General features: G+C 68.6%; 22 protein-coding genes, 1 pseudogene and 1 riboswitch. Of the genes and pseudogenes, 17 read left to right on the top strand and 6 right to left on the bottom strand.

What is annotated here, in order from left to right; all coding sequences use genetic code 11:
• Window positions 1-24 precede the first annotated feature (24 nt).
• From H0B43_RS05665 to H0B43_RS05640, 6 genes and pseudogenes are all read left to right on the top strand, one after another.
• Window positions 25-407 (top strand): annotated as a pseudogene (locus tag H0B43_RS05665) (VOC family protein).
• Between the two features lie 40 nt (window positions 408-447).
• Window positions 448-1,218, top strand: coding sequence for an alpha/beta fold hydrolase (locus H0B43_RS05660; protein ID WP_185728927.1), 771 nt, complete (start codon window positions 448-450; stop codon window positions 1,216-1,218).
• Between the two features lie 151 nt (window positions 1,219-1,369).
• Complete coding sequence (locus H0B43_RS05655) at window positions 1,370-2,344, top strand: R2-like ligand-binding oxidase (RefSeq protein ID WP_185728928.1); 975 nt, start codon at window positions 1,370-1,372, stop codon at window positions 2,342-2,344.
• A gap of 36 nt (window positions 2,345-2,380) precedes the next feature.
• Window positions 2,381-2,893, top strand: a complete 513-nt coding sequence (locus H0B43_RS05650; protein ID WP_185728929.1) for a hypothetical protein — start codon at window positions 2,381-2,383, stop codon at window positions 2,891-2,893.
• Between the two features lie 10 nt (window positions 2,894-2,903).
• Window positions 2,904-3,482 (top strand): YdeI family protein, encoded by a 579-nt coding sequence (locus H0B43_RS05645; RefSeq protein WP_185728930.1) that lies wholly within the window; start codon window positions 2,904-2,906, stop codon window positions 3,480-3,482.
• A 29-nt stretch (window positions 3,483-3,511) separates the two neighbouring features.
• Window positions 3,512-4,390, top strand: coding sequence for a sucrase ferredoxin (locus tag H0B43_RS05640; protein WP_185728931.1), 879 nt, complete (start codon window positions 3,512-3,514; stop codon window positions 4,388-4,390).
• 6 nt (window positions 4,391-4,396) lie between these two features.
• Here H0B43_RS05640 and H0B43_RS05635 read toward each other — a convergent pair whose 3' ends face one another.
• The gene (locus H0B43_RS05635; RefSeq protein WP_185728932.1) at window positions 4,397-6,391 is read right to left on the bottom strand and encodes an SDR family oxidoreductase; all 1,995 of its coding nucleotides are present in this window, start codon (window positions 6,389-6,391) and stop codon (window positions 4,397-4,399) included.
• A gap of 32 nt (window positions 6,392-6,423) precedes the next feature.
• Window positions 6,424-8,544: an MMPL family transporter gene (locus H0B43_RS05630; RefSeq protein WP_185728933.1), complete on the bottom strand. Its 2,121-nt coding sequence runs from the start codon at window positions 8,542-8,544 to the stop codon at window positions 6,424-6,426.
• A 155-nt stretch (window positions 8,545-8,699) separates the two neighbouring features.
• Here H0B43_RS05630 and H0B43_RS05625 point away from each other — a divergent pair, with 155 nt between their 5' ends.
• From H0B43_RS05625 to H0B43_RS05610, 4 genes are all read left to right on the top strand, one after another.
• Entirely contained in the window at window positions 8,700-9,443 is a 744-nt protein-coding gene (locus tag H0B43_RS05625; RefSeq protein WP_185728934.1) for a (2Fe-2S)-binding protein, read from the top strand.
• Window positions 9,444-9,586: 143 nt separating this feature from the next.
• Complete coding sequence (locus H0B43_RS05620; RefSeq protein WP_185728935.1) at window positions 9,587-12,841, top strand: error-prone DNA polymerase; 3,255 nt, start codon at window positions 9,587-9,589, stop codon at window positions 12,839-12,841.
• A gap of 23 nt (window positions 12,842-12,864) precedes the next feature.
• A complete protein-coding gene (locus H0B43_RS05615; protein WP_185728936.1) occupies window positions 12,865-13,758 on the top strand; it encodes a DUF4349 domain-containing protein in 894 nt (297 codons plus the stop codon).
• Window positions 13,755-14,063, top strand: a complete 309-nt coding sequence (locus H0B43_RS05610; RefSeq protein ID WP_087558399.1) for a rhodanese-like domain-containing protein — start codon at window positions 13,755-13,757, stop codon at window positions 14,061-14,063. Before H0B43_RS05615 ends, H0B43_RS05610 begins: the two co-directional genes overlap by 4 nt.
• 7 nt (window positions 14,064-14,070) lie before the next feature.
• On the opposite strand, the gene H0B43_RS05605 is transcribed toward H0B43_RS05610, so the two are convergent.
• Window positions 14,071-15,114: a TDT family transporter gene (locus H0B43_RS05605; RefSeq protein ID WP_185728937.1), complete on the bottom strand. Its 1,044-nt coding sequence runs from the start codon at window positions 15,112-15,114 to the stop codon at window positions 14,071-14,073.
• An 89-nt stretch (window positions 15,115-15,203) separates the two neighbouring features.
• Here H0B43_RS05605 and H0B43_RS05600 point away from each other — a divergent pair, with 89 nt between their 5' ends.
• Window positions 15,204-16,124 carry a LysR family transcriptional regulator gene (locus H0B43_RS05600; RefSeq protein ID WP_185728938.1) on the top strand — a complete coding sequence of 307 codons (921 nt, stop codon included), beginning with the start codon at window positions 15,204-15,206 and terminating at the stop codon, window positions 16,122-16,124.
• On the opposite strand, the gene H0B43_RS05595 is transcribed toward H0B43_RS05600, so the two are convergent.
• Window positions 16,105-16,572 (bottom strand): tRNA (cytidine(34)-2'-O)-methyltransferase, encoded by a 468-nt coding sequence (locus tag H0B43_RS05595; RefSeq protein WP_185728939.1) that lies wholly within the window; start codon window positions 16,570-16,572, stop codon window positions 16,105-16,107. The genes H0B43_RS05600 and H0B43_RS05595 overlap by 20 nt on opposite strands.
• A 43-nt stretch (window positions 16,573-16,615) precedes the next feature.
• On the opposite strand from H0B43_RS05595, the gene H0B43_RS05590 reads away from it, so the two are divergent.
• From H0B43_RS05590 to H0B43_RS05580, 3 genes are read left to right on the top strand one after another with little or no spacing between them, the layout of a single operon-like run.
• A complete protein-coding gene (locus H0B43_RS05590) occupies window positions 16,616-17,221 on the top strand; it encodes a pentapeptide repeat-containing protein (RefSeq protein ID WP_185728940.1) in 606 nt (201 codons plus the stop codon).
• Between the two features lie 33 nt (window positions 17,222-17,254).
• On the top strand, window positions 17,255-18,115 hold the full coding sequence (locus tag H0B43_RS05585; RefSeq protein WP_185728941.1) for a bifunctional methylenetetrahydrofolate dehydrogenase/methenyltetrahydrofolate cyclohydrolase: 861 nt from the start codon (window positions 17,255-17,257) through the stop codon (window positions 18,113-18,115).
• Window position 18,116: 1 nt separating this feature from the next.
• Window positions 18,117-18,401, top strand: coding sequence for a DUF3017 domain-containing protein (locus H0B43_RS05580; protein WP_185730088.1), 285 nt, complete (start codon window positions 18,117-18,119; stop codon window positions 18,399-18,401).
• A gap of 31 nt (window positions 18,402-18,432) precedes the next feature.
• On the opposite strand, the gene H0B43_RS05575 is transcribed toward H0B43_RS05580, so the two are convergent.
• Together H0B43_RS05575 and H0B43_RS05570 are read right to left on the bottom strand one after the other, a co-directional pair.
• Entirely contained in the window at window positions 18,433-19,557 is a 1,125-nt protein-coding gene (locus tag H0B43_RS05575; RefSeq protein WP_185728942.1) for a homoserine O-acetyltransferase, read from the bottom strand.
• On the bottom strand, window positions 19,554-20,837 hold the full coding sequence (locus tag H0B43_RS05570; RefSeq protein WP_185728943.1) for a bifunctional o-acetylhomoserine/o-acetylserine sulfhydrylase: 1,284 nt from the start codon (window positions 20,835-20,837) through the stop codon (window positions 19,554-19,556). Before H0B43_RS05570 ends, H0B43_RS05575 begins: the two co-directional genes overlap by 4 nt.
• 112 nt (window positions 20,838-20,949) lie before the next feature.
• Window positions 20,950-21,070, bottom strand: a riboswitch (SAM riboswitch).
• 274 nt (window positions 21,071-21,344) lie between these two features.
• Here H0B43_RS05570 and H0B43_RS05565 point away from each other — a divergent pair.
• The 3 genes from H0B43_RS05565 to H0B43_RS05555 all read left to right on the top strand — a co-directional run bounded on the left by H0B43_RS05565 (window position 21,345) and on the right by H0B43_RS05555 (window position 24,796).
• Window positions 21,345-22,568: an NADP-dependent isocitrate dehydrogenase gene (locus H0B43_RS05565; protein WP_185728944.1), complete on the top strand. Its 1,224-nt coding sequence runs from the start codon at window positions 21,345-21,347 to the stop codon at window positions 22,566-22,568.
• A 159-nt stretch (window positions 22,569-22,727) separates the two neighbouring features.
• Complete coding sequence (locus H0B43_RS05560) at window positions 22,728-23,954, top strand: MFS transporter (protein ID WP_185728945.1); 1,227 nt, start codon at window positions 22,728-22,730, stop codon at window positions 23,952-23,954.
• A gap of 35 nt (window positions 23,955-23,989) precedes the next feature.
• Window positions 23,990-24,796 carry an exodeoxyribonuclease III gene (locus tag H0B43_RS05555; RefSeq protein WP_185728946.1) on the top strand — a complete coding sequence of 269 codons (807 nt, stop codon included), beginning with the start codon at window positions 23,990-23,992 and terminating at the stop codon, window positions 24,794-24,796.
• The last annotated feature ends 32 nt before the right edge of the window (window positions 24,797-24,828 follow it).

Genomic DNA, 24,828 nt, shown 5'->3' with positions numbered 1-24,828 from the left:
TGGCATATCCCGAAAGGGTCGACTGTGACCATTTCTTTCAACCACACGATCGTCGCCGCCAAGAACAAGCAGGAGTCGGCGACTTTCTTCACCACCTTGTTCGGACTGCCGGCCGCCGTGCCTGCCGGGCATTTCCTGGCGGTCGCCCTCGACAACGGGGTGTCCCTCGACTTCGCGGAGCCGCCGATCGACTTCCCGCCGCAGCACTACGCCTCCTCGTCGGGGAGGACGACTTCGACCGGATCTACGGCCTCATCGTCGACTGGGGGCTCGACCACTGGGCGGATCCGCGGCAGACGCTGCCGGGCACCATCAACACGAACGACGGCGGGCGGGGTGTCTACTTCCTCGACCCGTCGGGTCATTATCTGGAGATCATCACCCGCCCGTACGGGTCGGGCCGGTAGCCCGCGGCCGGGGTGTCCGTACTCGCTAGTCTGGATTGTCGTGGACACGAGCAGGACGACCCCGACGCGTGCCGGTATCGAGATCGCCTACCGGGACAGCGGTGGATTCTCGGAACCGGGGACGGTGCCGGTGGTTCTGGTGCACGGGATGGGCGGTGACGGCGGCACCTGGGATCGATTCGCCCGCGCGCTCGTCGCCCGTGGGCGCCGGGTCCTCGTGCTCGACCTGCGGGGACACGGTCGGAGTGCGCGGGCCGCGTCGTACCTTTTCGACGAGTTCAGTGCCGATGTGGTGGAGGTGTGCGACAACCTCGGGCTGACGCGGGTGGATCTCGTCGGGCATTCGCTCGGCGGTCATGCCGCGTCGCTCGCGGCGCAGGCCCGCCCGGGGCTGGTCCGCAGGCTGGTGATCGAGGAGGCGCCGCTCCCGCTGCGGCCCGGTGACCCGGAGCAGGTCTTCGCGAACCGGCTGCCGTCGCTGCCGGAACTGTGGCACGCGGCGACGAGCCTGATCCGTCATCCGCGGGCCGCGTTCGCCTTCGATCGGTCGATGACGGGTTCCGCGATCGAACAGTTCCGCCGCCCGGATCCGTTGTGGTGGGACCGATTGCCGGACATCGAGGCCGACACGCTCATCCTGCGGGGCGGCCCGGGCGGAATGGTGGATCCCCGCAGGCTCGAGTCCGCGGTCGCGGCGATTCCGAGATGCCGGGTGGTGGTGTTTCCCGGCGGGCACAGCATTCACCGCGACCGGTACGACGAGTTCGCGGCGGCGGTCCTGCCGTTCCTGATGACGCCCGAGCCGGGCTGACAAAAAGTCCCAAAATGTAAACCGCGACGGTCCCGACAGGACTAGCGTGGGAACGGAAGCGGGACTCGGACCGACCGCACCGTCGCGACGAACACCCGAAAATGCGGGGCGTCGAGACAACGTCGTCCGCACGTCCGGAAGAAGGCCCACGATGTCGACACTCACGCCCGGACGCCCGTACGCGCCCGGCCGGCAGGGATTCAGCTCACTCCGCGCCGGGGGACTCAACTGGGACGCGTTTCCGTTGCGTCTGTTCACGAAGGGCAATGCCAAGTTCTGGAACCCCACCGACCTCGACTTCGGTCGCGACGCGGAGGACTGGGCGGAGTTGAACTCGGAGCAGCAGCGCAACTCCACGTATCTGGTCGCGCAGTTCATCGCCGGTGAGGAAGCTGTCACCGAGGACATTCAGCCGTTCATGAAGGCGATGGCTGCCGAGGGCCGCTTCGGAGACGAGATGTATCTCACGCAGTTCTGTTTCGAGGAGGCCAAGCACACCCAGGTGTTCCGGTTGTGGATGGATGCGGTGGGCCTGACCCGCGACCTGCACCCCTTCGTCGCCGACAACCCGTTCTACCGTCAGTTGTTCTACGAGGAACTGCCGGGTGCGCTGAAGGTGCTCGAGACCGATCCCAGCCCGGCCAATCAGGTGCGGGCGAGCGTCACGTACAACCACGTCATCGAGGGGAGCCTCGCGCTCACCGGGTACTACGCGTGGCAGAAGGTGTGTACGACGCGGGGGATCCTGCCGGGCATGCAGGAACTCGTCCGCAGGATCGGCGACGACGAACGGCGCCACATGGCGTGGGGGACGTTCACGTGTCGCAGGCACGTGGCCGCCGACGACGGCAACTGGGGTGTCGTCCAGGAGCGGATGGCGGAACTGATGCCGATGGCACTGGGCATGATCGACTGGGTCAACAAGCAATTCGAGGTGCAGCCGTACGGCCTCGACGACCAGGAATTCATCGCCTACGCGGCGGATCGGGCGCAGCGCAGGTTGGGGGCTATCGAGTCCGCGCGGGGACGCCCGGTCGAGGAGATCGATTTGGATTACTCGCCCGAGGCGCTCGAGGAGAAGTTCGGCGAGGAGGATGCCCAGGCGATGTCCGAGGCCGCGGGCTGAGGAACGCGCCGCGGTGGCGGGTGGCAGGATCGGCTCATGGCGCTCACCGCACTCGACCGCAGACTCCTCGGCTGGTCCGCAGCTTTCGTGATCTCGCAGGCGAATATCGTCCGGCTGCTCGGCCCGGTGGCACCGCGGCTCGCCGAGATCCAGACGGCCCGGTCCGCCCGGTCCTACACCGCGATCCTCGACGGAATGACCGACGCCGAGACGGCGCGTTACCGCAGCCACTACTACCCGGACTTCGTCCATCCGGTGATCTACGCGGTCGCGTTGCGCACGGGCGCACAGCGTCTGGCCGAGTTGACACCGTTGTCGACGCGCACGCAGAGGGCGCTGGCGGCGGCGCCGGTGATCTCGGCGGTGGGCGACTACGCCGAGAACATCGTCGGACTGCACCTGTTGTCGCACCGCGAGCACATCACCGACGCGACCGTCCGGGCTACCAGCGCGGTCAGCGTCACCAAATGGCTCCTGGCCCTCGGCGCACTCGGATATCTGTCCCAGGGATTCGTGCGAGTCTGGGCGGGAAAGCTGTTCTCCCGCTAGATTCGGGCACATGTGTGCAGCCGAACTCGGCGTCGAGTACTTCACCGGTCAGGCCCAGTTCCGGCAGTGGCTCGGCGCCCATCACGACTCCTCACCCGGCATCTGGCTGAAGATGGCCAAGAAGGGGTCGGCGCATTCGTCGATCGACTACGACCAGGCGCTCGAGGTCGCGCTGTGTTACGGCTGGATCGACAGCCAGGTCCGCCGCGTCGACGACGACTTCTTCGTGCAGCGGTTCACCCCGCGCTCGTCGCGGAGCCCGTGGTCGAAGCGGAACCGGGAGTTCGCCGAGAAACTCGCCGAGGCCGGTCTCCTCGAACCCGCCGGGGCGGCGGAAGTGGAACGGGCGAGGGCAGACGGTCGCTGGGACCGCGCGTACGCGGGACAGAAAGCAGCGGAGATCCCGCAGGACTTCCTGGACGCCCTCGCGCAGAACCCCGAGGCGGAGGCCTTCTACGCGACGCTCGACAGCCACAACCGGTACGCCATCTTCTACCGACTGCAGGACGCGAAACGTCCGGAGACGCGGGCCCGTCGCATCGAGAAGTTCGTCCAGCAGTTGGCGGAACGCCGGAAGTTCCACGACTGACCGATTTTCGCGACTGACACAATGGCATCGTGCCCGACACGATCACCGCCACCTGCTCCGCGCTGTCCGCATTCGACGAACCCCTCGCAGGGACCGCTGCGCAGGTCACCGGATGGGTGTGCCTGGAATTTCCGGGTGCGTGGGGCCGGGACGTGCTCGACGGCACGGCGCTCGGCTCGGACCTCGCCCGGGAACTCGGCGCCCGCGCGGATGCGGCCGGGGTGCGGATCATGTTCATTCGCCGACCGGGCCGCGGCGCCGCGTCCCCGGAGCGGCGCACGGTGCTGCTGGCGCAGTCGCATCCCGCGCGGTCGTGGTGCGAGCGGCTCGAGATCGCGTTCCCGGAGGATCTCCTCGATCTGGACCTCGGTCTGATCGCCGGGACCGCGCCCGGTCTGGGGGCGCCGGTGACGGACCCCGTCGTGCTCGTGTGCGCGCACGGAAAACGGGATCAGTGCTGCGCCGTCCTCGGACGTCCGGTCGCGGCGGCATTGGCCGAGGAATTCGGCGACGCCGTGTGGGAGTGCTCGCACACCGGTGGGCACCGTTTCGCGCCGTCGCAGATCCTGCTGCCGACGGGTTATACGTACGGCCGGCTGTCGGTGCGGCAGAGCGCCGAGGCGGTGCGCGCCGCGGCCCGTGGCGAGGTGTACCCGACCGGGCTCCGCGGCCGCAGTTGCTGGGACGTGCCGGGTCAGGTCGCGGAACTCGCCGTCCGCGAACTCGTGGACGCAGCCGCGGACGATCTGGCGGTGCACGCGAATTCGATCGTCACCCACCGTGACGGACGCCGCTGGGCCGTCGAGGTGGAGGAACGGGAACTGCCGCCCCGGCCGGCGAGTTGCAGGGCGGCGCCGAAACCGGTACGACCGGTCGTCGCCACCGGGATCCGCGCGCTCGCCCCCTGAGACGGGTCACCAGTGGGTGCCGGGCACCAGCCGTCCGACCTTCCGGGCGGCGCGGCCCAGCACCGACGACGTGTGGTGCCGGGATTCCGGCGCGTGCCGGGGAACCGGTGCCGCGTCCGCCGTGCTCTCGCCTTTCGCCGCCGGTGAGTCGGGGAACATGCGGTACATCTGATGCATCACGCGGTCCTTGACGGCGGGTGCGAAGACGTGGCCGAGTTCCCCGAGCGTGCCGGTGGGGACGTCGATGCGCTTGGGGCGTTCGATCAGCGCCCGGACCACCATCGCGGCCGCCTTCTCCGGTGACGTGATCGGACCCACGTTGTACCGGCCGGTGGGTGCGATCATCGGTGTCTCCACCAACGGCATGTGGATGGTGGTGAAGGTGATTCCGTCCGACAGGGTTTCGGACGCCGCGACATCGGTGAAGCCGTCGAGCGCCGACTTGCTCGCGATGTAGGCGGCGAACCGCGGTGTCGCACCCTGGACCCCGGCGCTGCTGATGTTGACGATGTGCCCGAACCGCCGTTCGCGCATCTGCGGGAGGAACGCGAGGACGAGTCGGACCGCGCCGAAGTAGTTGACGGCCATGGTCCGCTCGAAGTCGTGGAACCGGTCCGTCGAGTGGTAGAGACCCCGCCGGATCGACCGTCCGGCGTTGTTGACCAGCATGTCGACGTGATCGTGTTCGGCGAGAACGGCTTTGACGGTGTGTTCCACCGACTCGTCGTCGGTGATGTCGCAGGGGTATCCGAAGGCCTCGCCGCCCGCGGTGCGGATCTCGGCCACCACTGCGTCGAGTTCCTCGGTGCGCCGGGCGAGGAGAATCACCCTCGCGCCCTTGCGGGCCGTCGCGATCGCCGAGCTGCGGCCGATCCCGGACGATGCGCCGGTGATCACGACGTGCCTGCCCACGAGCGGTCCGGCCGGGTGGGGCCGGCGCGCACGGTCGGGGTCGAGGTTCTCGCGCCAGTACGACCACAGGCGGCCGGCGTACGACGCGAAATCCGGGACGTCGATGCCTGTGCCGCGCAGCGCTTCCCGGGTGTCGTCGTTCACGAACACCGTGGGCAGGGTCATGTTCTCGACGAGGACCGGCGGAATGCCGAGGCCGCCGAGAACGAGCTTGCGGGCCGCGTCGAGGGCCGAGTCGGGGGTGGGAGTGAGGAAGGGGCGGACGAGTCCGCCGGGGAGGCCGGCTGCGGGGTGCGGTGCGCCGGCGGCCTTCGCGAGCGCGGCGTAGATCTCGCGGACCGGCTGGGGTCGCGGATTCACGAGATGGAACGTCTGGCCGTCCCGTCCGGGCGCCGACATCAACTCCACGATGGCCGCCGCCACGTAGTCGACGGGGACGACGTTGGTCGATCCGATCCGGGGGACCGCCACGGGCAGGGCCGCGGGGAGTTTCGCGAACGCCGCGATGGCGGGGAACAGATAGTACGGACCGTCGATCTTGTCCATCTCTCCGGTGACCGAACTGCCGACCACCGCGGAGGGCCGGTAGATGCGCCGGCGCACGCCCTCGGCCTCACGGACCAGTTTCTCGGCCTCGAACTTGGTGCGGTGATACGGGGTCGGGAAACCCTGTCCGAGGTCGAAATCGGTTTCCCGGAACGGTCCTTCGTGGTCACCGGCGACGGCGATCGACGAGACGTGGTGAAGTGTGGCGTCCAGTTGCCGGGCCAGTTCGATCACCGAGCGGGTGCCGTCGACATTGGTGGCGGCCTGCTCGTCGCCCACCGTGAGGTCGTAGATCGCGCCGAGGTGCAGGACGTGGTCGGCGGCGGGTGCCGAGGTGATGCCGAGGCCCGGCTCGGTCAGGTCACCGATCAGTGGATGCACCCTCTCGCCGCCGGGTATGCCCTCGACGAGGGTCTCCAGTCGCGCGACCGATGCGCGGCGGACGAGGACGTGAATCTCGGCGGATCCATCGCGGTCGAGGATCAGGGGCAGCACGTGCCGACCCAGGAATCCGGTTCCGCCGGTGACGAGGTAGGTGGCCATGACCCGAACTTACTCCACGGTAAGATAATGCACTAGTGGCCGAGACCCACCTTGGCGTGCACCTTCTTCATCCATGCCGGAGCCCACCAGTTGGCCTCGCCCATCAGCTTCACGAGGGACGGAACGAGAAGCATCCGGACCACCGTTGCGTCGACGAGGAGGGCGACGATCATGCCCACACCGAGAAACCGCATGATCGACAGGCCGGAGACGGTGAACGCTCCGGTCACCATCACGAGCAGCAGCGCGGCGGCCGTGACGATCCGGCCCGTGCGCTCGGTGCCGAAACGCACCGCTTCCTCCGTGGTCGCGCCCGCCTCGTGCGCCTCGACCATGCGCGACATCAGGAACACCTCGTAGTCGGTCGACAGACCGAAGACCACGGCGAGGATGAGCACCACGAACGTCGCCTCGAGGGGCGCCGGGCTGACGCCGAGCAGACTCGCACCGTGCCCCAGCTCGAAGATCCACGTGAGCACACCGAACGTGGCGGCGAGGCTCAACCCCGCCATCGCGACCGCCTTGATCGGCAGCACCACCGACCCGAACGCCAGGAACAACAACACCAGCGTCGAACCCACCATGATCGCGATCATCACCGGCATCCCGTGCACGATCGCCGCGTTGCCGTCGTCGACGGTCGCCTGACCGCCTCCGACGAGAAGTTCGGTCCCCTCCGGCGCGGAGAGGTCGCGCAGACCCGCCACCGCGGCGCTCTGGTCGTCGGTGGTGACGCCCTCGGAGTAGACGACCTGGATCGCGACCAGTTCGTTGCCGGACGCGACGACGGTGGCCGCCCCGATGCCGTCCACCCGGCCGGCGACCTGGGCGACCGCGGCGCCGTCGGCGGCGGTCGGGGCCGTGCCGTCGGTGCCCCGGAGGATGAGGGTGGCGCCGTTTCCGGTGGTGGGAAATTCGGTGCTCAGCGTGTCCGTGGCGATGCGGGCGGGATCGTTCTCCGGCAGCGCCGTGTACGTGACCTCACCGAGTGACGCGCTGAGCAGGGGCCAGGCGAGGACCATCAACCCCGCGACGATGCCGACCGCGATGGCGACCGGTCGCCGCATCACCCACGTGACCACCGAACCCCAGAACCTGCGGGCGCGCAGCTCACCCCGCTGGGCCGCGTCCTTGCGCCAGCTCAACGCGTTGATGCGGTGTCCCAGGATCGCGAGCAGTGCCGGGACCGCGGTCAGGGACAGCAGGGCCGCGCTCGCGACCGCCGCCATCGCGCCGAATCCGAGCGATTTGATCACGTCCTGCGGAAACACCAGCATGCCCGAGAACGCACACACGAGAAGCAGTCCGGAGAACAGCACGGTGCGCCCCGCCGTCAGGACGGTGCGCCGGGTCGCCTCGGCGACGTCGGCGCCGGATTCGAGTTCCTCGCGGAAACGTCCGACGACGAACAGGCCGTAGTCGATCGCGAGCCCCATGCCGAGTAGGGAAGCCACATTGATCGCGAACGAACTGACGTCGGTGAACAGGGTCAGCAGGCGCAGCGTGGCCAGGGCGCTGAAGATCGAGAGCAGCCCGACGAACACCGGAACAGCCGCGGCCACCAGCCCGCCGAAGATGAAGACCAGCAACACGAGAGTGATCGGGATCGCGATCGCCTCGGCCAGCACCAGGTCTCGTTGCAGCCGGTTGTCGAACGCCACACCCACCACCGAGTTGCCCGCGAACTCGGTGTCGATCCCCTCCACCTCGAGCTTCGGCAGGAGGTCGTCGAACGTGGCGGCGGTGATCCCCGCGTCGGGGTCGACGGTGATCGCGGCCGACGCCTTGGTGCCGTCCTCCGACACCATCAACTGCTTCCTCGTCGCGTCCGCTGTCCAATAGGACGTCACCGCATAGGTCGGCACCTCGGCCGCGAACCGGTCGAGGCTCGCGGTGACCTCGGGGCCGAGGTCGTCCAGGGTCTTCCCGTCGGGTGCGGTGTAGATGACGATGATGTCCGGGGTCTGCGGACCGAGGTTGTCCTGGACGATCCGTGCCACCTCGGCGGATTCGCTACCGGGGTCGGTGAATCCACCCGAGCTGAGTTTCGCGAAGACACCGGTGCCCCAGGCGCCGCTCACCAGAACGGCGAGCACGGCGAGGGTCAGGACCCACCATTTGCGTGAAACAACGGTCGAGGCCCAACGTGTCATGCGTCAACTCCGGATGGTGTGAGGGGGCGGTGCGACTGCCGACTGTAGTGCGGATCGAGGAGTTCCCGGTGGGTGGTGGCTCGCACTCGTCGTGCAGGATGGTCGGGTGATGAGCACCGGTCCGCTGCTGTCGAGGGAGATCCCGGGACCGGGCGATGGATGAACAATTGCGGCGTGTCTACGAAGCGACCCTCCGCCGCGTCCCGATGATCGCCGACCAGATCGGGGACCCCGGCCACTCCTCGTTCCCGGCCGACCGCCTGACCGATCCCGGCTGGCTCGCGGACCGGGTCGCGGACACGGCGCGGCGGTGGGGTAGTGGCGATCCTCGGGTCGACGGCACCCTGTGGTGGTACTCGGCCAGTTCGTCACTGACCGGGATCCCGATCGCGACCGCGCTCCTCACGGGGTTCGCCGCCCGGCCGAGGCTCGGCGACGCCGTGGCATTCCTGCGGGGCGACGGGTCCCTCGGCGGCCTGACCGCGTCGTCGGCGCTGCCGGTCGCCGAGGGGCTGTCCGTGCTGGCGTCGGAGATGGCCGGGGCGCTGACGCCGATCATCGACGCCCTCGCCGCGGCGGCCGGAGTGCGGCAGGCCGCGATGTGGGCGATCACGACGGATTCGATCGCCAACCGGGCCCTCGACGCCGGTGCGGCCTGCGGCGACCGGGTACGCGGCAGTGTCTTCGCCCGGGAACTGGTGGACGCACTCCACCGGGCGGGGGTCGTGATGCCCGACCCGCGGTTCGTCGACGTGCGGGCCGGGGCGGTGTCCCGCCGGTTCACGCAGCGGGCGTCGTGCTGCCTGATCTACGAGACCCCGGGGCCGGGCAAGTGCGTGAGCTGCCCGAGAAGACCTGCCGAGGACCGGTTGCGAGGACTGGCCGCACTCGTGATGTGAGTCCGGTGTCCCGCATTGACCCGGTCCGGCATGCGATGGCACACTGACAGCATTCGAACTTCCGTTCGAACGATGCGCCTTCCCCAGCGGCATCTTCCATGGTCTCGGCACGGCATGTGCGCGGCATGAAGAGGTGTAGCCAGATGGGTTGGGGAAACGGTCCGCCGACATGGTCCGAGATGGAGCGGGTCCTGTCGGGCCGGCCGGGGCGAGTTCCCCCGGAGTCGCTGTATCCGGGCGACGGCGGCGACAGTCCCGCGTGGTCGCGCAAGCGGGGCGAGTACCGGGCGGGCCGTCGGGAACGCATCGACTCCACCGTTCCGTATGCCGAACTCCACGCGCATTCGGCGTTCAGTTTCCTCGACGGCGCCTCGCCGCCGGAAGAGTTGGTGGAGGAGGCCGTCCGGCTCGGTCTCGAGGCCATCGCGCTCACCGACCACGACGGGTTCTACGGTGTGGTCCGGTTCGCGGAAGCGGCGAAGGAACTGGACATGCGCACCGTGTTCGGCTCCGAACTGTCGTTGGACGACGCGCATCTGCTGGTGCTGGCGCGAGGCCAGGAGGGGTACCGGCGGCTCTCCCGGGAGATCGCGGCGGCACACCTCGCGGGAGGGGAGAAGGGCAAACTCCGTTACGACCTCGACCGTCTCGCCGACGCGGCCGGTGGGCACTGGCAGATCCTGACCGGGTGCCGGAAGGGGCATGTGCGTCAGGCGCTGGTCGACGGTGGCCCGGACGCCGCGGCCGGACGGCTGCGGGAACTGATCGACCGGTTCGGGGCCGACCGGGTCACGGTGGAACTCACCTATCACGGCGTCGCGGAGGACGGTGAGCGCAACGCCTGCCTCGCCGAACTCGCACAGCGGCACGGGCTTCGGGTGATCGCGTCCACGGCTGCACACTTCGCGGGGCCGCCGCGCCGAAGGCTGGCCATGGCGATGGCCGCCGTCCGGGCCCGGCAGAGTCTCGACGACACGGCCGGGCACCTGGCACCTGCCGGCGGAGCGCACCTGAGGTCCGGTGAGGAAATGGCACACCTCTTCGCCGCATACCCGGAAGCCGTGCGCGGTGCCGCGGACCTCGGCCTGGAGTGCGCGTTCGACCTACGGCTCATCGCGCCGCAACTGCCCCCGTTCGACGTACCCGACGGGCACACCGAGGCGAGTTGGCTGCGGCAGCTCACGCTGGACGGAGCACGACGCCGTTACGGTGCGCAGGCGGACCGGCCGGAGGCCTACCGGCAGATCGAGCACGAACTGGACATCATCACCGAGCTGAACTTTCCGGGCTACTTCCTGGTGGTCCACGACATCGTGTCGTTCTGCAAGAACAACGACATCCTCTGCCAGGGAAGGGGTTCGGCGGCCAACTCCGCCGTCTGCTTCGCCATCGGCATCACCAACGTGGATCCCGTCCGCAACAAGCTGCTGTTCGAACGATTCCTCTCACCCGAGCGCGACGGCCCACCGGACATCGACGTCGACATCGAATCCGATCGCCGGGAGGAGGCCATCCAGCACGTCTACGCCAAGTACGGACGCCAGTACGCGGCGCAGGTGGCGAACGTCATCACGTACCGCGGGAAGTCCTCGGTGCGGGACATGGCCCGGGCGCTGGGTTTCTCGCAGGGGCAGCAGGACGCGTGGAGCAAGCAGGTCAGCCGCTGGGGCGGCATCGGCAAGGAGGTGGGCACCGACATTCCGCCGGCCGTCCTCGAACTGGCCGCCCAGATCGAAGGGTTTCCGCGGCACCTCGGCATCCACTCGGGCGGCATGGTGATCTGCGACCGGCCGATCGCCGACGTGTGCCCGGTGGAGTGGGCGCGCATGGAGAACCGCAGCGTTCTGCAGTGGGACAAGGACGATTGCGCGGCAGTGGGTCTGGTGAAGTTCGACATGCTGGGCCTCGGGATGCTCTCGGCGCTGCACTACATGATCGACCTGGTGGCCGAGCACAAGGGGATCGAGGTGGATCTGGCGCAACTGGACCTCTCGGAGAGCGCCGTCTACGAGATGCTGCAGCGGGCGGACTCGGTGGGGGTGTTCCAGGTGGAGTCGCGGGCCCAGATGGCCACCCTGCCGAGGCTGAAACCGCGGAACTTCTACGATCTGGTGGTGGAGGTGGCGCTCATCCGCCCCGGTCCGATCCAGGGCGGTTCGGTGCACCCGTACATCCGCCGCCGCAACAAGCTCGAACCGGTGACCTACGATCACCCGTCCCTGGAGAAGGCGCTGAAGCGGACGCTGGGTGTGCCGCTGTTCCAGGAGCAGTTGATGCAGATGGCGGTCGACGTCGCGGGTTTCAGCCCGGCCGAGGCCGACCAGCTCCGGCGGGCCATGGGGTCCAAGCGGTCGCCGGAGAAGATGGAACGGTTGCGGGGGCGGTTCTACCAGGGGATGCGGGACGTGCACGGGATCGGGGGCGACGTGGCCGACCGGATCTACGAGAAGTTGTACGCCTTCGCGAATTTCGGTTTCCCCGAAAGCCATTCGCAGAGTTTCGCCGCCCTCGTGTTCTATTCGTCGTGGTTCAAGCTGCATCATCCGGCGGCGTTCTGTGCCGGTCTGCTCCGGGCGCAGCCGATGGGGTTCTACTCGCCGCAGTCGCTGGTGGCCGACGCCCGCAGACACGGGGTACAGGTGCACGGCGCGGACGTCAATGCGAGTCTCGCGCACGCCACCGTCGAGGCGGACGGAATGGAGGTGCGTCTCGGGCTCGGGGAGGTGCGGCACATCGGAACCGCGCTGGCCGAGCGGATCGTCGAATCACGCGGCGCCGGAGGGCCGTACACGTCGTTCCTCGACCTCACCGGCCGGGTGGAATTGAGCACGGCGCAGGCCGAATCGCTGGCCACCGCGGGTGCTCTCGACAGTTTCGGGTTGTCCCGGCGGGAAGCGTTGTGGGCGGCGGGCGCCGCGGCGGGGGAGCGCCGCGACCGGCTGCCGGGGATCGGGGCGTCCACCCGCGCGCCGACCCTGCCGGGGATGAGCGATCTCGAACTGGCCGCGGCCGACGTGTGGGCCACCGGGGTGTCCCCGGACACGTACCCCACCCAGTTCCTGCGCCCGCAACTCGACGCGCTCGGGGTGATCCCGGCGGCGCACCTGCTCGACGTCCCCGACGGCGACCGGGTTCTGGTGGGAGGGGCGGTGACCCACCGGCAGCGCCCGGCGACGGCGGCGGGAGTCACGTTCATCAACCTCGAGGACGAGACCGGGATGGTCAATGTGGTGTGTTCGGTGGGATTGTGGGCGAAGTACCGCAAGCTCGCGAACACGGCACCCGCACTGCTGATCCGCGGCAGGGTGCAGAACGCGGAGGGGGCGGTGACGGTGGTGGCCGATCGGCTGCAGCTGATGGATCTGCGGGTGTCCGCCAAATCCAGGGACTTCCGGTGAGCGCGCACCGCTAGCATTCGGACATGAGGAGATACGTCTTGTCGGCGATCGTCGTGGCCACGCTGGCGCTAGCGGGGTGTAGTGGTTCCGGCAGTGATTCCTCGCAGCCGTCGCCCGCCCCCGCGACGGGGAACCCGAGCGGGATGGAAATCGGTGGCGCAGTCCAGCAACCCGCGAAGGATCAGGCACCCACCGCCCGCCAGGAGATCATCACCGGCCAGGTGGCGATCACCGCCGACGATCCGGTGGCCGTCGGCAGGCAGATCGTGGACGAGGTCGACGATCTGGGCGGACGCGTCGACCAGCTCACCGAACAGCCGGGCTCCGACGACCAGGACGCGAGCAGTTCCCTGACCATCCGCGTGCCCGCCGACTCGCTCACCCGGACGTTGGACGATCTGCGTCGACTCGGCAAGGTCACCAGCGTCAGCGTCACGAAGAGCGACGTGACGATGCAGTCTCAGGACCTCGATGCCCGGATCGGCGCCTTGACGGCGTCCGTCACCCGCTTGCAGGCCCTCATCACGTCGGCGGCCAACACGGCGGATCTGATCGAGGCCGAGCGTGCCCTCTCGGAACGTCAGGGGGAACTCGACAGTCTGACCGCCCAGAAGCGGTCGCTGAGCGACCAGGTGGCGCTGGCGACGCTCACGATCGACGTCACCGCCACCGATGCCGCACAACCCAGTCCCGGTCCGGACAACTTCTGGGAGGGCGTCGTCGCGGGCTGGCACGCCCTGCTGTCCGCGATCAAGGGCGGCGCCGTGGTCGTGGGAGCGTTGATTCCCTGGTTCGGATTCGTGGCCGTCATCGCACTGGTCGGGTACGGCGCGTACCGTCTGCGCCGGATGTCCAACAGGCAGCCCAGCCCCCCGCCGGGCCCGGCGCCGGAACGAGAAGAGGCGAAGACACCATGATCGAAGTCGACCTGAATGCCCTGGACGGTGCATTGGCGTCGGGTGCCCCCGTCATCGACGTGCGCGAGGCCGACGAGTACGCGCAGGCGCGGGTCCCGGGTGTGACGCTGATCCCGCTCAGTGAGTTCGTCGCGCGTGTGGACGAGATCCCGGACGCCGACGTCGTCTACGTGATCTGCGCGGTGGGTGGCCGGAGCCTGCAGGCCGCGGAATACCTGAATGCGCGGGGAATCAACGCCGTGTCGGTCGCAGGCGGGACGTCCGCGTGGATGCAGTCCGGGCGCCCCATCGAATCGGGCGCCTGACCCGCGGTCAGCGAGTGGCGCCGTAGGCGGGGACCCGGTCCCGCGCGACGCGCTCGCCGAGTAGTCCGGCGGCGTGCCGCAGCGTGTTGACGGCGACGGTGCCCCAGATCAGGAGCAGCGCGCACCACAGGGTCACGCCTGCGCCCACGACCACGACCGAATCCAGTGCGACGCCCAGCGAGTTCGCGCCCAGCGCGCAGGTGCCGACCGGGAAGGTGAAGCTCCACCAGCTCGGTGCGAACGTCAGCCCGCGCCGAAAGGCGCCGACGGTCACAGTGACGAGGGTCGCGAGGGTGACGACACCGAGCGCGCCGACCGTGGTCCCGTAGACCACGCCCACCGAGTGCAGCCAGGTCTGGCCGGAGGCGCCGCCGAGCAGATTGATCGCCGCCACCGACTGTCCGATGACGCCGAGCGGAATCCACAGCGTGGGGACGAGCGGGAGGTCGGGGAGGCCGTTGCGCACCAGGTGGCTCCCGACGACGGCGGCGACGGTCAGCGCCGCGCTCAGCGCGAGCGCGAACAGTGCGTAGCAGAGCATCAGCAGCGCGATCCGCGGTGCGCCCTCCGCGAGATGCCGGACCAGTGCCGAGCCGGTGGCGGCCGACACCATGGGCGGCACGACGGGCATGAGCCAGGACGGCGCCGGGGCCACCTGGTGCGGCCGGGTCAGCCTGCGGGCCATGACGGCGAAGGTGACGAGCCCGAGTGCGGTCCCGATCGTCCACAGAATGGCGGCGACGGCGACGGCGACACCGCCGAGCAGTTCGTGGCCCGCCGATCCGGTGGCGGCGCCGACGGTCAGCACGGCCATCGCCACCGCACCGTAGAACGGGAACATCGTGTGGCTCCGGGCGTCCGCGAGGGCGTCGTCGCGGCGAACAATCCAGTGCCGCGCGAGTGCGGTCGTCAGCCCGGCGAGCAGCGTCACGGCGATCAGCCAGAAGATCTCGGCGACCGTGCGGGCCACCGGAACGCCGGCGGGAAAAGCCGCGGCGACGACTGCGACGATGCCGGTGCCCATCACTGCTGCGAACCAATTCGGGGTCATACCAGAAGCCTGCCGCGGCGTCGTCGTGGCCGGTAGAAGGGTTGTCGTTGAATGCCCACAAATCGCGTTTGTGGGACTAGCCTTGGGTTGTGCCGCTGTCTCCCCGTGTCCCCGAACTCAGTGCCCTCGACGTCCTGCTGTCCGTCGAGCGGCTCGGGAGCATGGGCGCGGCGGGCCGCGAACACGGGCTCAGTCAGCAGGCCGTCAGTGCACGCGTGCGGTCCGCCGAGCGCCAGTTCGGCATCAAGGTGTTCAGTCGCGGCGCGAGCGGGGTGCGACCCACGTCGGAGGGCGCCCTGATCCTGGAATGGGCGAGCCACATCCTCGCCACGGCCGAGGAACTGGCGTCCGGGGTCGCGGCCCTGCGCGGCGAGCGGCAAGCCGGACTGACCGTGGCGGCCAGCATGACGATCGCCGAGTACCTGGTCCCCGGATGGACCGTCGCGATGCGGCGCAAGTACCCGAACGTGGTGACGAACGTGCGGCTGCTGAACTCGTCGGAGGTGACCGCCCGGGTGCTGTCCGGTGAGGCGGATCTCGGTTTCGTCGAGGGCCCGGACATTCCGGCGGGACTGCAGGTGCGGGAGATCGGCCGCGACCATCTGGTGGTCGTGGTGCCGCCGGAGCACGAATGGGTGCGCCGGTCACCGATTCCGGTGTCCGAACTCGCCGCGACGCCGATGATCCAGCGGGAGTCCGGCTCCGGAACACGCACCACACTGGAGAACGCGGTGCCGCAGTGTGTCCCGCCGTTGCTGGAGTTGACGTCGTGCACGGCGGTGAAGGCGGCGGTCGTCGCCGGCAATGCGCCGGCGGTGCTGTCGTCCCTGGCGGTTGCCGCCGATCTGACGGACGGGCGACTGGCCTCCGTTCAGGTGGAAGGACTGACCCTTCCGCGCCGCCTGTCCGCGGTGTGGGATCCGGTGCGCGGGGTGCAGGGCGCCGCACGCGACTTCCTGGACATCGCCCTCGGTGCCGGCGCCGCCGCGGTTACCGGGCCGCGCCGCTGAATCCGTGCTGGCGCCACGCCTCGTAGGTGACGACGGCGGCGGCGTTGGACAGGTTCAGGGAGCGCCGGCCGGGCAGCATCGGGATGCGGAGCCGCTCCGTCACGTGCGGGTCGGCCAGCACCTCCGCGGAAAGTCCGGTGGGTTCCGGGCCGAACAGCAGGACGTCGCCGGGCTGGTACGCGATGTCGGCGTACGACACGGTGGCGTGGGCGGTGAAGGCGTACACCCGCTCCGGCTGCACCGCAGCCCAGGCCGCCTCCAGGTTCTCGTGCACGGTCACCGAAGCCAGGTCGTGGTAGTCGAGCCCGGCCCGTTTGAGTTTCGGTTCGGACAGGTCGAATCCGAGCGGGCCCACCAGGTGCAGTTCGCAACCGGTGCCCGCCACCATGCGGATGGCGTTGCCGGTGTTGGGTGGGATTCGGGGTTCGTGGAACATCACTCGGAACACCCGCACAGCTTAGGACCACTCCCCGGCGCGGCATGATGGACGCATGGATCCGGTGGAAGAAGTGGTGGGTGAGGATTACGGCGACGCCCGACTCCCCGCGCAGAACTGGCAGCGGCGGCACTATACGAAGTGCAATTTCCGCGACGCCGACTTGAGTGAACTCCGCACCGAGTCGGTGATCTTCACCGACTGTGATTTCACCGGAGCCGACCTCGCCGAGTCGCATCACGTGGGTACGGCGTTCCGGTCCTGTTCGTTCACGAGAACGACGCTGTGGCACAGCGAGTTCCGCAACTGCAGCTTCCTCGGATCGGAGTTCGACCACTGCCGGCTGCGCCCGATGGTGTTCGACGAATGTGACTTCACGCTCGTGTCGCTGGGCGGCGCGGACCTGCGCGGGCTCGATTTCACGGACTGCCGGTTCCGGGAAGCCAACCTCGTCCGAACCGACCTCCGGCGGGCCGTGCTCCGCTCGGCGGACCTGCTCGGCGCCCGCACCGGTGGCGCGAAATTCGACGGTGCCGACCTTCGTGGAGCCCACGTCGACGCGAACCTGTGGACGGCGGCCTCACTGGACAAGGCGCAGATCGAACTCACCCAGGCCATCGCCTACGCGACGGCCAACGGCCTCATGGTGGAACCGACCTGACGCGGGTATGGCGAACCTGAGAGAATGGGGTACGTGACTGCAACGATCCTCGATGGCAAGGCGACCCGCGACGATATCTTCGAAGACCTGAAGGTGCGGGTGAGCGCCCTGAAGGACAAGGGCATCACGCCCGGTCTCGGCACCGTTCTGGTGGGCGACGACCCGGGGTCGGCCGCCTACGTGCGCGGTAAGCACAACGACTGCGCCAAGGTCGGGATCACCTCGATCCGCCGTGATCTGCCCGGCGACATCACGCAGGACAAGCTCGACGCCACCATCGACGAGCTCAACGCGAACCCGGACTGCACCGGATACATCGTGCAGCTCCCCGTGCCGAAGCAGCTCGACGAGAACGCGGCTCTCGAGCGCATCGATCCCGACAAGGACGCCGACGGACTGCACCCGGTCAACCTGGGCCGGCTGGTGCTCGGCAAGGAAGCGCCGCTGCCGTGCACGCCGCGCGGAATCCTGCACCTGCTGCGCCGCTACGAGGTGCCCATCGCGGGCGCGAACGTCGTCGTGATCGGCCGCGGAGTCACGGTCGGCCGGCCGATCGGTCTGCTGTTCACCCGACGCAGCGAGAACGCCACCGTCACCCTCTGCCATACGAAGACGCGGGATCTGGCAGCAGAGGTGCGCCGCGCCGACATCGTGATCGCGGCGGCAGGTGTCCCCGGGCTGGTGACGGCCGACATGGTCAAGCCCGGCGCGGCGGTACTCGATGTGGGTGTGAGCCGCACCGAGGACGGACTGCGCGGCGACGTGGCGGCGGACGTCGCGGAGGTCGCCGGTTTCCTGTCGCCGAACCCCGGTGGTGTCGGACCGCTCACCCGGGCCTTCCTGCTGACCAACGTCGTGGAGCGGGCCGAGCGTGTCGCAGCGTCTCTCGGCTGAGATGGCCGACTGGGGGCAGTTCGCGAAGAAGAACCTGCCGATGCTGGCAGTCCTCGTCGTCATCGTGGTAGCCGTCGGGTTCGTGCTCGCGGATCGGTGGCGGCGAGGAGCCTTCGTCTTCGGCGTCGCCACCCTGCTGGCGGCGGTCTTCCGGTTGACGATGCCGTCGGAGCGGGTCGGGCTACTCGCCGTGCGCAGCAAGCCTTTCGACGTGGGCGCACTCGTGGCCGTCGGCGGCGCGATCGTGTGGCTGGCCGTGTCGATCGACCCGCTCGGAACCGACTAGCGGTCCGAGCGGGCGTCGTCCCGCTCCGGGGTCAGCGTCCGGCGCGTGCCAGCTGCATCGTTTCGGACAGGAGCTTCGCGACCGCGGCGGCCTCGGTGAGGAACCCGTCGTGGCCGTCCCGCGAGTTGAGTACCCGCAGGCCGTCGCACGTGGGGATGTCGTCGGCCAGATCCTCCTGCAGGCGGATCGGGTAGAGGCGGTCGGAGTCGACTCCGCCGACGATCACGGGGGCGGTGATCGTGCTCAGCGCGGCTGCGATACCACCGCGACCGCGGCCCACGTCGTGGCGGTTCATGGCCTCCGACAGCAATACATAGGTGCCCGGATCGAACCGGCCGACCAGCTTGTCCGCCTGGTGCTGGAGGTAGCTCTCGACGGCGTACCGTCCGCCGCGCCACGGGTCTTCGTCGTCCTGCGGAGAGTTCGCGAACCGGGAGTCGAGTTCGCTCTCGCTGCGATACGTGAGGTGCGCGATCCGCCGGGCGATGCGCAATCCGGTGCGCGGGATCCGGCCGGTGCCGTGGTAGTCGCCGCCCTGCCAGTCGGGGTCGCTGGTGATGGCCTCGATCTGGGTGGTCTGCGTGCCGATCTGGTCGGCGGTCGCGCGGGCACCGACGGCGAGGACGAGCGCGGACGCGATCCGGTCCGGGTAGGTCACGGCCCACTCGAGTGCGCGCATTCCGCCCATCGAACCACCGACGACGGACGCCAGCTTCTCGATGCCCAGCAGGTCGGTGAACTTCTTCTCGGCGGCGATCTGGTCGCGGATGGAGATCTCCGGGAAGCGGCTGCCCCACGGGCGACCGTCCTCGGCGATCGAACCGGGACCGGTGGTGCCGCGGCAGCCACCCAGGACGTTGGTGGCGACGACACACCACTCGTCGGTGTCGATCGGCGCACCGGGCCCGACCATTCCCGTCCACCAGCCGGGGGAGGGGTGCTCGTCGGTGACGGGTCCGGTGACGTGGGAGTCGCCGGTGAGGGCGTGCTCGACGAGCACCACGTTGTCCCGGTTCGGGGACAGCTCACCCCACCGCTGCACGGCGAGTGTCACCGAGGGGAGGACCTCTCCGCTTTCCAGTTCGAGGGGGCCGATGTCCAGGGTGCCGAGACGTCCGTCCGCCGCGGGCAGGTTCTGTACTGCGCTCACTGTCAAGATGCCGCCGCCGTAAGTCCGGTCTCGATATCGGCGATGATGTCGTCGATCCCTTCGATGCCGACAGCCAGTCGGACCAGTCCGGGAGTGACACCGCTCGCGGCCTGCTCCTCGGGGGTCAGCTGGGAGTGCGTGGTGGACGCGGGGTGGATCACCAGCGACCGGACGTCGCCGATGTTCGCGACGTGGCTGTGCAGGGTGAGCGCGTTGACGAACTTCTTGCCCGCGTCGATGCCACCGGCGAGCTCGAACGTCACGATGGCGCCCGCGCCCCTCGGGGCGATCTGCTTCGCCCGGTCGTGCCAGGGCGAGGACGCGAGCCCGGCGTATCCGACGGACACGACCTCCGGCCGGGCGTCGAGGTACTCGGCGACGGCGGTCGCGTTCGACACGTGGCGTTCCATCCGCAGGCTGAGGGTCTCGAGACCCTGCGCGATGAGGAACGCGTTGAACGGGGAGACCGCCGAGCCGAGGTCGCGCAGCAACTGCACCCGTGCCTTGAGGGCGAACGCCGGCGGTCCGAGTTCGGCAAAGACGACACCGTGGTAGCTCGGGTCGGGCGTGGTGAAGTTGCTGTGGCGGCCCTGCGTCCAGTCGAACGTGCCGCCGTCGACGATGACCCCGGCGATCGCCGTGCCGTGCCCGCCGAGGTACTTGGTGGCGGAGTGCACCACGATGTCCGCGCCGTGCTCGAGGGGGCGGATCAGGTAGGGGGTCGCCACCGTGTTGTCGACGATCAGCGGGATGCCGTGCTGATGCGCGATCCCGGAGATGCCGGGCAGGTCGAGGACGTCGTTGCGCGGATTGGAGATGGTCTCGCCGTAGAACGCTTTCGTGTTGGGGCGGACGGCGGCGCGCCACTGCTCGAGGTCGTCGGGGTCTTCGACGAACGAGACCTCGATGCCGAGCTTGGGCAGCGAGTAGTGGAACAGGTTGTAGGTGCCGCCGTAGAGCCGCGGGCTGGAGACGATGTGGTCGCCGGCCTCGGCGAGGTTCAGGATCGCGAACGTCTCGGCGGCCTGACCCGACGCGAGGAGAAGCGCGGCAACGCCGCCTTCGAGGGCGGCGATGCGCTGTTCGACCGCGTCCTGGGTGGGGTTCATGATGCGGGTGTAGATGTTGCCCGGTTCGGCCAGACCGAACAGCGCGGCAGCGTGATCGGTGCTGTCGAACGTGTACGAGGTGGTCTGGTAGATCGGCAGCGCCCGCGCCTTGGTGGTCGCGTCGGACGTCTGCCCGGCGTGGATCTGCTTGGTCTCGAACGACCAGTTCTCGGTCATGTGCTGTCTACTCCAGTGGTCTGACGAGGCGCGGACGACGAGCTGTTCGTTCGCGCGCAGGGCTGTCTGGGGTCTATCTACGACAACAACACATCATGAACCTCCGATGTCGGACCCGCGCTTGTCACCCGACTGTTGTATGAATCAGGGAACCAGGTCATCACCCGGGGCACCCCACCGCGGTGGAGGGTTGCCGGCCAGCTAGCCGGGGCTCGTTGCTGGCACTCATGACCTGTGGTGAATCTTAGCGGCTGCGGTGGAACGGCCGGAATCGGCACCGATCAGGGCCACTAGCAGGCAAAAGTTACCCGCCAGTAGGGGCGGGTTCCCGCACCCCGTGTGTTGCGAGCCCGGCGTATAGCAGTACGCTTGTCTTGTTAAAGCGCGGTCTCCCAGGGGCCGCTGTGACCGTCTACGTTTGATAAGCGAACCGTTCGCGGACCCACTCACGAAGTGCGCCCGCAACCGTGTAACCAGGGAATCTTCCTAGGAGGACGCGAAGCACCCATGTCCAAGATCAAGGTTGAGGGCACCGTCGTCGAACTCGACGGCGACGAAATGACACGCATTATCTGGCAGTTCATCAAAGACAAGCTGATCCATCCTTACCTGGATGTGAACCTCGAGTACTACGATCTCGGCATCGAGCACCGGGACGAGACCGACGACCAGGTGACCGTCGACGCCGCCAACGCCATCAAGAAGCACGGCGTCGGCGTCAAGTGCGCGACCATCACCCCGGACGAGGCACGCGTCGAGGAGTTCGGCCTCAAGAAGATGTGGCGGTCGCCCAACGGCACGATCCGCAACATCCTCGGTGGCACGATCTTCCGCGCGCCGATCATCATCTCCAACGTTCCGCGACTGGTTCCGGGCTGGACCAAGCCGATCATCATCGGTCGTCACGCCTTCGGTGACCAGTACCGCGCCACCGACTTCAAGGTCCCCGGCCCCGGCAAGGTGATGATCACCTACACGCCCGAGGACGGCAGCGAGCCGATCGAGCACGAACTGGTGAACTTTCCCGACGGCGGCGGCGTCGTCCAGGGTCAGTACAACTTCACCAAGTCCATCGAGGACTTCGCGCGCGCCTCGCTCAACTACGGCCTGCAGCAGAACTACCCGGTGTATTTGTCGACGAAGAACACCATCCTCAAGGCGTACGACGGTGCGTTCAAGGACATCTTCCAGCACGTCTACGAGACCGAGTTCAAGCCGGAGTTCGACGCGGCGGGTCTCACCTACGAGCACCGCCTCATCGACGACATGGTCGCGTCGGCGCTCAAGTGGGAGGGCGGCTACGTCTGGGCCTGCAAGAACTACGACGGTGACGTCCAGTCCGACACCGTCGCGCAGGGCTTCGGTTCGCTGGGTCTCATGACCTCCGTGCTGCTGACCCCGGACGGAAAGACGTGTGAGGCCGAGGCTGCGCACGGCACCGTGACGCGTCACTACCGTCAGCACCAGCAGGGCAAGCCGACGTCCACCAACCCGATCGCGTCGATCTTCGCGTGGACCCGTGGACTCGAGCACCGCGGCAAGCTGGACAACACCCCCGACGTCATCGGCTTCGCGCAGGAGCTCGAAGACGTGGTCATCAAGACCGTCGAGGGCGGCCAGATGACCAAAGACCTCGCGATGCTGGTCGGCGGCGACCAGGGCTACCTCACCACGGAGGAGTTCCTCGGCACGCTGGACATCAACCTCCAGAAGGCGATCGCCGAGCAGTAGGCACCGCACGACGGCAGTACGGAACGGGACGCTCCCCACGTCGGGGTGTCCCGTTCGTCGTCTGCGGGAAGTCGGGGGAGGCGCGCCGACGAAGTGAGTGTGCTCACCCCACGGCGGAAGCGGGAAGAGAACCCGGGATGCCGTCGTTGACTGTTCTTCGTGACTACTTCCGCGCCTGCCCGTCCGTCCGGTCCCGTCGGTGTCGTCGCCCAGCATCCGTCCGTCCGCACGCTCGCCATGATCGCGCTGGCGCTCGGCGGATTCGGGATCGGAACCACCGAGTTCGTGGCGATGGGCCTGTTGCCCGAGATGGCGTCGAGCCTGGGGATCACCGAGCCGATCGCCGGGCACGTCATCTCGGCGTACGCGCTGGGAGTGGTCGTCGGTGCGCCGCTCATCGCGGCCCTGACCGCGCGGGTGCCCCGCAAGACGCTGCTGATCGCGTTGATGGCGGCGTTCACGATCGGCAACGCCGCAACCGTGTTCGCACCGAACTACGGGGTGCTGATGGCAGCACGGTTCGTGGCGGGCCTCCCGCACGGCGCCTATTTCGGTGTCGCGGCCCTCGTGGCGGCGCACCTCGCGGACCGAGGCCAGCGGGCCAGGGCGGTCGCGCTCGTCATGATGGGACTGTCGGTGGCCAACGTCGTCGGCGTGCCCATCGCGTCGTGGCTGGGCCAGACGCTCGGCTGGCGCAGCGCCTTCGCCCTCGTCGCGGTGATCGGTGTGGTGACCCTGGCCGCGATCTCGTCGTGGGTGCCCGCGCTCGCCGCCATGCGGATGACGAATCCCCTCACCGAACTCGGTGCCCTGCGCCGTCCTCAGGTGTGGATGACATTGATCATCGGCATGGTCGGGTTCGGTGGCATGTTCGCCGTCTACACGTACATCAGCACCACGCTCACCGACGTCGCCGGACTGTCGCGGTCGCTCGTGCCGCTGGCCTTGATGATCTACGGGCTGGGCATGGTCGCGGGCAATCTGATCGGCGGCAAGCTCGCCGACAGGGCGCTGATTCCCGGCCTGTTCGTCTCGATGACGGCGCTCGGGGTGCTGCTCGGGATCTTCGTGATCGCCTCCCACAACCCGTACACGGCGCTGCTGCTGGTGTTCTTCGTCGGTGCGGCGGGAGCGTCGATGGTGCCCGGACTGCAGACCCGGCTGATGGACGTCGCCGCCGACGCGCAGACGCTCGCCGCCTCGCTCAACCACGCCGCCCTCAACATCGCGAACGCGTTCGGGGCGTGGATCGGTGGCGTCGTGATCGCGGCCGGCTACGGCTACACCGCGCCCGCCGCAGTGGGTGCGCTGCTCGCCGTCGCGGGTCTCGTGGTTCTCACCGTGGCGGTCGCGATGGAACGCCGCAGCGCCCGTTCGTCTGGGTAGCCGCGCTGTCGTACGCGTCCGCTACGGTGCTTGCCGTGCCACACATCATCACCACCGTCAATGTCAACGGCGTTCGCGCCGCCGCCCGCAAGGGGCTCACCGAATGGATCGAGCGCACGGAGGCCGACGTCGTGTGTCTGCAGGAGACACGGGCGTCGGACGAGCAACTGGCGGAGACGCTCGCGCCCGCCCTGGAGGGCGGATGGAGTCTGGTGTCCGCGGAACCGTCGTCGAAGGGACGCAACGGCGTCGCGATCCTGTCCCGCAGGCCGGCCGACGCGTTCCGGGTGGGCCACGGTGACGACGAGTTCGCGGCCGCAGGCCGGTACCTCGAGGCCGACTTCGACGACCTGACCGTGGGGAGTCTGTACCTGCCCTCGGGGGAGGCCCAGACACCGCGGCAGGAGGAGAAGGAGCGGTTCATGGACTCCTTCGCCCGGTACCTCACCGACACCGCACGCACCGCCGTCACGGCGGGGCGGCACGTCGTGGTCTGCGGCGACTGGAACATCGCCCACACCGAGCTGGACCTGAAGAACTGGAAGACGAACAAGAAGAACTCCGGGTTCCTGCCCCACGAGCGGGAGTGGATGTCGGCGCTGTTCGCGGACGACGCGCACTGGACCGACGTGGTCCGTCAGCTGAATCCCGACGTCGCGGGGCCGTACTCGTGGTGGTCGTACCGCGGGAAGGCGTTCGACAACGACTCCGGCTGGCGGATCGACTACCAGATCGCCACCCGGGAACTGGCGGAGCGGGCCAAGCAGGCCGTCGTCGAGCGTGCCGAAACCTACGACCAGCGGTGGTCCGATCACGCGCCGGTCACCGTCCAGTACCGGTAACGGGCGGTATCTGATTCGTGTCGTCACGGCCC

This window comes from Rhodococcus sp. 4CII (assembly GCF_014256275.1).
Lineage (GTDB): Bacteria > Actinomycetota > Actinomycetes > Mycobacteriales > Mycobacteriaceae > Rhodococcus_F > Rhodococcus_F wratislaviensis_A.
Note: the sequence above shows the minus strand (reverse complement) of the source record. Positions and strands in the feature narration are given on the sequence as shown.

Excerpts from the sequence above, each read along its gene's own strand:
- H0B43_RS05655 (WP_185728928.1), top strand. The coding sequence starts at position 1,370 with ATGTCGACACTCACGCCCGGACGCCCGTACGCGCCCGGCCGGCAGGGA.
- H0B43_RS05650 (WP_185728929.1), top strand. The coding sequence starts at position 2,381 with ATGGCGCTCACCGCACTCGACCGCAGACTCCTCGGCTGGTCCGCAGCT.
- H0B43_RS05645 (WP_185728930.1), top strand. The coding sequence starts at position 2,904 with ATGTGTGCAGCCGAACTCGGCGTCGAGTACTTCACCGGTCAGGCCCAG.
- H0B43_RS05635 (WP_185728932.1), bottom strand. The coding sequence starts at position 6,391 with ATGGCCACCTACCTCGTCACCGGCGGAACCGGATTCCTGGGTCGGCAC.
- H0B43_RS05630 (WP_185728933.1), bottom strand. The coding sequence starts at position 8,544 with ATGACACGTTGGGCCTCGACCGTTGTTTCACGCAAATGGTGGGTCCTG.
- H0B43_RS05625 (WP_185728934.1), top strand. The coding sequence starts at position 8,700 with ATGGATGAACAATTGCGGCGTGTCTACGAAGCGACCCTCCGCCGCGTC.
- H0B43_RS05620 (WP_185728935.1), top strand. The coding sequence starts at position 9,587 with ATGGGTTGGGGAAACGGTCCGCCGACATGGTCCGAGATGGAGCGGGTC.
- H0B43_RS05615 (WP_185728936.1), top strand. The coding sequence starts at position 12,865 with ATGAGGAGATACGTCTTGTCGGCGATCGTCGTGGCCACGCTGGCGCTA.
- H0B43_RS05610 (WP_087558399.1), top strand. The coding sequence starts at position 13,755 with ATGATCGAAGTCGACCTGAATGCCCTGGACGGTGCATTGGCGTCGGGT.
- H0B43_RS05605 (WP_185728937.1), bottom strand. The coding sequence starts at position 15,114 with ATGACCCCGAATTGGTTCGCAGCAGTGATGGGCACCGGCATCGTCGCA.
- H0B43_RS05590 (WP_185728940.1), top strand. The coding sequence starts at position 16,616 with ATGGATCCGGTGGAAGAAGTGGTGGGTGAGGATTACGGCGACGCCCGA.
- H0B43_RS05580 (WP_185730088.1), top strand. The coding sequence starts at position 18,117 with ATGGCCGACTGGGGGCAGTTCGCGAAGAAGAACCTGCCGATGCTGGCA.
- H0B43_RS05570 (WP_185728943.1), bottom strand. The coding sequence starts at position 20,837 with ATGACCGAGAACTGGTCGTTCGAGACCAAGCAGATCCACGCCGGGCAG.
- H0B43_RS05565 (WP_185728944.1), top strand. The coding sequence starts at position 21,345 with ATGTCCAAGATCAAGGTTGAGGGCACCGTCGTCGAACTCGACGGCGAC.